Annotated in this window: 6 protein-coding genes; all 6 read left to right on the top strand. The window is 57.3% G+C overall.

From position 1 onward, the window contains the following. The coding region (locus KNN17_RS22745; protein WP_443628131.1) for an MmyB family transcriptional regulator at positions 1-168 on the top strand (168 nt) is incomplete at its 5' end. 391 nt (positions 169-559) lie between these two features. Further along, positions 560-1,486 (top strand): ABC transporter substrate-binding protein, encoded by a 927-nt coding sequence (locus KNN17_RS21920; RefSeq protein WP_241710990.1) that lies wholly within the window; start codon positions 560-562, stop codon positions 1,484-1,486. A gap of 118 nt (positions 1,487-1,604) precedes the next feature. Then, complete coding sequence (locus KNN17_RS21925) at positions 1,605-2,510, top strand: amino acid ABC transporter permease (RefSeq protein WP_241710991.1); 906 nt, start codon at positions 1,605-1,607, stop codon at positions 2,508-2,510. Positions 2,511-2,557: 47 nt separating this feature from the next. Continuing rightward, positions 2,558-3,322, top strand: a complete 765-nt coding sequence (locus KNN17_RS21930) for an amino acid ABC transporter ATP-binding protein (protein ID WP_241710992.1) — start codon at positions 2,558-2,560, stop codon at positions 3,320-3,322. A 65-nt stretch (positions 3,323-3,387) separates the two neighbouring features. Further along, a complete protein-coding gene (locus KNN17_RS21935) occupies positions 3,388-4,719 on the top strand; it encodes an NtaA/DmoA family FMN-dependent monooxygenase (RefSeq protein ID WP_241710993.1) in 1,332 nt (443 codons plus the stop codon). Between the two features lie 188 nt (positions 4,720-4,907). Continuing rightward, a partial coding sequence (locus KNN17_RS21940) for a flavin reductase family protein (RefSeq protein WP_241710994.1) occupies positions 4,908-5,367 on the top strand: 460 nt, incomplete at its 3' end.

The raw sequence follows: 5,367 nt of genomic DNA on the forward strand, positions 1-5,367 counted from the left end.
AAGTATTTCCATCATTCGGTTGTCGGGGATCTGGTGTTGATGTTCGAGGTTATGGATCTTGCGGCGGATCCTGGTTTGTCGATGCTTATTTTGAGTCCGGAGCCGGGCTCGGTGTCTGTGGGTGCTGTTCGGCGGTTGGATGAGTGGGCTAGGACGTTGGTTCCGTGAAGTTAGTGGGTTGCGGGGCTGCCGGGGGCGGGGTGTGTGGAGCCTGTGAGGCTGTCTCCGCACGATCCGGGCCACTGTGTACCTGTTACTGGTGGGTAAATCAAGCTTCTTGTGCTCTTCCAGGCAGGTACTGTCAGTACCTTTCTGGTGTGATGCCGGGTCCGTATATTTTCTAATAAGCAACACCGGTTGTTTAGCAGACATTCTGCAAACATTCATTTGTCGGATTTCCGCGCCGGGATGACCCCCGGGCGTGTGGCTTCCGGTCTTCGTTCTCGGGTTCTCAGGGCGATGCTCGTTGAGGGCTCGTCTTTTGTCATTGATACCTGATCCAGATTTCAGTTATCACAAGAAATAGGAAAATACTATGACTCCACGTAGCAGGGGCGTAATGGCACTCGGTGTTTTGTCCGTTGTCGCGGTGGCCCTCAGTGCATGTGCGGGGCAAGCTCCGACTTCGGCTGTTCAGAAGACGGATATTAGCAATGTGGGAACGGTCGAGGCGGATGCCAGTCTTGTGGCTCTCGTGCCTGAGGACGTCAAGAAGACGGGCCTGAGGGTTGCGACTTCAGCGCCTTTCGCTCCGTTCGAAATGTTCGATTCCAGCCAGAAGCTGGAGGGTGTCGACATTGATCTGGCTAACGCCGTCGGGGCCAAGCTCGGGCTTCCGGTCATTATTGAATCGGTGGACTTCGCGGGTCTCATTCCTGCCATTAAGGCGGGTCGGTACAATGCTGCGATTGCCGGCATGGAAGATACTCATGCCCGCCAGGAAGTATTCAACTTCATCGATTACAACCAATCCGGTGCGGCGGCGGTGGTGCCCACCGGGAACCCGGAGGGCATCAAGACCTTCGCGGACCTTTGCGGGCGCACTGTCGGCGTGGAGCAGGGGAGCACTTACGACGTTGTCGTTGAGAACCGCAAGAAACTGTGTGCGGACGCTGGGAAAGAGCCGGTTAAGCTCTCCAAGTATCCAACCCAGTCCGCGGCGCTTCTCGCGGTGCGTAGTGGAGCGGTATCTGCGTTGATGACGTCGAAAACGACTGCGCTCCTGCTTGCGGCCGACGGCGCGGCAGAGGGGCGGTTCGACTGGGTCAATGACCCCCAGGAGCCGAAGGGATACGCGAATAATCCCGGAGAGTCCCTTTCATACTCGGGAATAGGCATTCCTAAAGACAATGAAAAGCTTTTTGAGGCTTTCTATGCTGCGATGCAAAAGCTTGGTGAAGATGGAACCACTAAGAAGATCTTCGAGAAGTGGCATATTGGTGACAACGCAGTTGTGCCGCCGCTGAAGAACCAGGCAGTTGGATAGCGTCCGGTTCCGGGAGCCGCAACTAACCGTGAGCTTCCGGGTTGCTGCGTACACCACAATCACTAAGACTTAGGATTCGTCAATTGTCAGTATACATTTCCAGCGTTGAAGGCCCGTCATGGCGATTTCTCAACCGCTGACGAATAAGAAACATGACGATGTTCGATTGACACATGTCGAACTCTCAAGGATGCGTATCAGGCCGGTTTCCAAGGCCGGCATGAAAGCCAGCGCTGCCGTTGCGGTGCTGGTTCTGGTGAGCATCATTTGGTCGATGGCAGGTAACCCCAATATGGAATGGGGAGTGGTCGGGGAGTACCTCTTCGCCAGCCTCACCCTCAAGGGTGTCTTGGTGACCCTTTATCTGACCGTCGCTTCACTCCTGATCGGTATCGTCGGCGGTGTTTTGGTCGCGGTCATGCGTCTGTCCGGCAATCCGGTTCTGTATAACATTGCCGGCCTCTACATCGGGCTTTTCCGCGGAACGCCCCTCTTGGTCCAGATCATCTTCTGGGGATACATGGGGGCATTGTTCAAAAATGTTGAGCTGGGCATTCCATTCACAGGTATTACCTTCTTCTCTGTTCCCACAAATCAGCTCATCAGTCCCGTCGTTGCCGCGATTCTTGCCCTGGGATTAAATGAGGTTGCGTATGCATGCGAAATCATCCGGGGCGGAATAATCGGGGTAGACAAAGGACAGACGGAGGCGGCGTATTCCGTCGGCATGCCACCGAGAAGGACGATGCTTCGAATCGTTCTTCCCCAGGCGATGCGCACGGTGATACCGGCCCTCGGGAACGAGGTCATCACGATGTTGAAGATGACTTCCCTTGTATCGGTGATTGCCGGCGCGGACCTGCTCACCAACTTGCAGAACGTCTATTCGCAGACCTATCAGGTCATACCGCTTCTTATCGTGGCGAGTATCTGGTACTGCGGTCTTTCGGCCATTCTCAGTGTCCCCCAGGGTTACCTGGAGCGGCGCTTCGGCCGTGGTCATGAGTCTGGAGGGGATCGATGAGCAGTCATTCATTGGATCGAACCGGGACATCGAGCCTGGAAGGAACCATGGCCGAACATTTCGTGGAATTTACCTCGGTGCGCAAGAACTTTGGACAAGTGGAGGTCCTTCACGACGTGTCCCTTAGCGTCCGGCGTGGGGAGGTCATGTGCATACTTGGCCCGAGCGGTGCCGGCAAGAGCACTCTGCTGAGGTGTGTGAACCGTCTGGAAAAACACGACGGCGGGGCGATATTCGTCGATGGTGAGATGGTTGGCTACACCGCAAGGAACGGCCAGCTCCTTGAATTGAGGGAAAAGGATGTGGCACCCCAGCGCCGGGGTATCGGCATGGTGTTCCAGCGTTTCAATCTTTTTCCGCACATGACAGTTCTCGAGAATATTACCGAGGCCCCCATCGGCATCAACCGGATGAAGCGTTCGGCCGCGAACGAGGAGGCAAGGTCGATTCTCGAACGTGTCGGGCTTGCCGACAAGGCGGCTGCCTACCCCAATCAGCTATCGGGCGGGCAGCAGCAGCGGGTCGCTATTGCGCGTGCGCTTGCCATGCACCCTAAGTTGATGCTCTTTGACGAACCTACTTCGGCATTGGATCCCGAACTCGTGGGCGAAGTATTGGATGTCATGAAGAGCCTGGCCGAGGGCGGAATGACAATGATTGTCGTCACACACGAGATCGGTTTCGCCCGGGAAGTTGCCGACACGGTTGTCTTCATGGCCGAAGGCCGGGTTGTTGAGGTCGGAACTCCGGACGAAATATTCGTGAACCCTAAAAACCAGCGCACCAAGGAATTTCTAGCGAACGTACTTTGAGCTGTTGTTGCCAATAAGCAACTAACCGCACGGGTGCCGCCCTATTTTCAGGAGATGAAGTTTTGTTGTCAACACGAAGCGACCAGATGGTGCTGTTTGTCTTTGCATCGCCCACCGGATATCAGCCCGGGGCGTGGAAGCACCCGGGCAGCCGGGTGGAAGACCTTTACTCGCTGGATCTGCAGGCTGACATTGCCAAGCGCGCGGAGGCTGCCAAGATCCATGCAGTGTTCCTTGCAGATTGGCTGTCTTTCGGGGATACGGGAAAGAACCCTGACCTCACTGGATATGAACCATTTACGACGATGGGTGCGCTGGCTGCTGTAACGGAAAAGATAGGCATCATCGGGACGGCGTCAACGACTTTCATGGAGCCGTTCCACCTGGCCCGCTATTTCTCCCAGCTCGATTTTCTCTCCAAGGGACGCGTTGGATGGAACATCGTCACCTCCAGCACCGGCCAGGAGAACTTCAACATCGACCTGCCCTTCAGGGATGAACGATACCAGCGGGCCCTGGAGTACATGGACGTGGTCACCGGACTTTGGGACTGCTGGGAAGACGATGCCGTTCGCGCCGATCGTTCAACTGGCATCTGGGCCGACCGGGCAAAGATTCACCCCTTGAACCACGAAGGAAAGCACTACAAAGTCGAAGGCCCGTTGCTAGTCCCGCGGTCCCCGCAGGCGTGGCCGGTTTTGGCGCAGGCAGGTTCTTCCCCGGCCGGGATGGATTTCGCCGCCACCTACGCAGAAGCCGTCTTTACCGTGAAGGCGACACTGGACAAGGCCCAGGAATTCTACGGGGGAGTCAAGGACCTGCTGGAACAAAAAGGCCGCTCTGCCAAGGACCTCCGGATTCTTCCTGGCCTGATGCCAATCGTCGGAGACAACGAACGCGATGCGCAGCAGATTCACAACGATCTGTCTGACCTCATCGATTTCGAAACAGGAGTCAAGGAACTCACCGTCTTACTGCACAAGGCCGACCTGTCTGATCTTGAGGCGCACGACCTCGTGCCGCTGGAGAGACTCCCAACACCGGAAGAAGTCCATCTCCAGGGGGGGAGCAGCCGTTACCCGTACTTCTACGAGCAGGCCGCGATTGAACGCAAAACCATGCGCGAGCTGATCCGGGAGGCGACCAAGGCCGCCGGACACAGCGTCGTTGCCGGGTCCGCCGAACAGATCGCAGACCACATGGAAAAGTGGTTCCACTCGGATGCTGCCGACGGGTTTGCCATTCTGCCTCCGACCGTTCCAGTCGGACTCAACCGGTTCCTCGACGAGGTCGTGCCCATCCTGCAGAGCCGCGGTTCTTTCCGGAAAGACTACGAGGAAGGCACCCTTCGCTCGAACATCGGTCTGGAACGTCCAGCATCGCCCTGGCAGGACTAACCGCGGGCGCACAAGGACACATGGCCTCCGGCCACCGAGTCAGCAGACACAAGCCACCGACTTGTCCCCGAGCGGGCGACCCTCAACCTCGTCGATCAGTTGAAGAACCCCCATCCAATCCCTATCCCCAAACATGCACCACGGCGGCGTCGGGGCCGCCGTGGCGCGCATTCCGAGAAAGAAAAATCATGATGAACAACACGCGGACACCCGAACAGGTTACGGAGCTGGACCCAAACACTCCCCAGCTCTTTCGATCAGCACTGGGCCAGTTCGCCTCAGGCGTGGTCGTCATCACAGGGCTTACAGACGGCCAGCAGCCTGCCGGCATGACCTGCCAATCCTTCAGCAGCCTGTCCCTGGAACCGCCCCTGATCATGTTCTCGCCCAGCCTGACATCAACATCATTTCCACAGCTCCGGGCAGCCGGGAACATCTGCATCAACGTGCTGGCCGAAAACCAGGACCACGTCTCCGGACAGTTCGCGGTGCGCAACGGAGACAAATGGAAGGACATCGACTGGACGCCAGGGGCAAACGGGGCCCCGCGCATCGCCGGAGCCGCCATGTGGTGCGAAGGAACGATCCAAACCGTTCACGACGCCGGAGACCACCACATCGTCGTGGTCCAGGTATCAGCCCTCGCGA

It is taken from the genome of Arthrobacter bambusae (genome assembly GCF_022606295.1).
Lineage (GTDB): Bacteria > Actinomycetota > Actinomycetes > Actinomycetales > Micrococcaceae > Arthrobacter > Arthrobacter bambusae_A.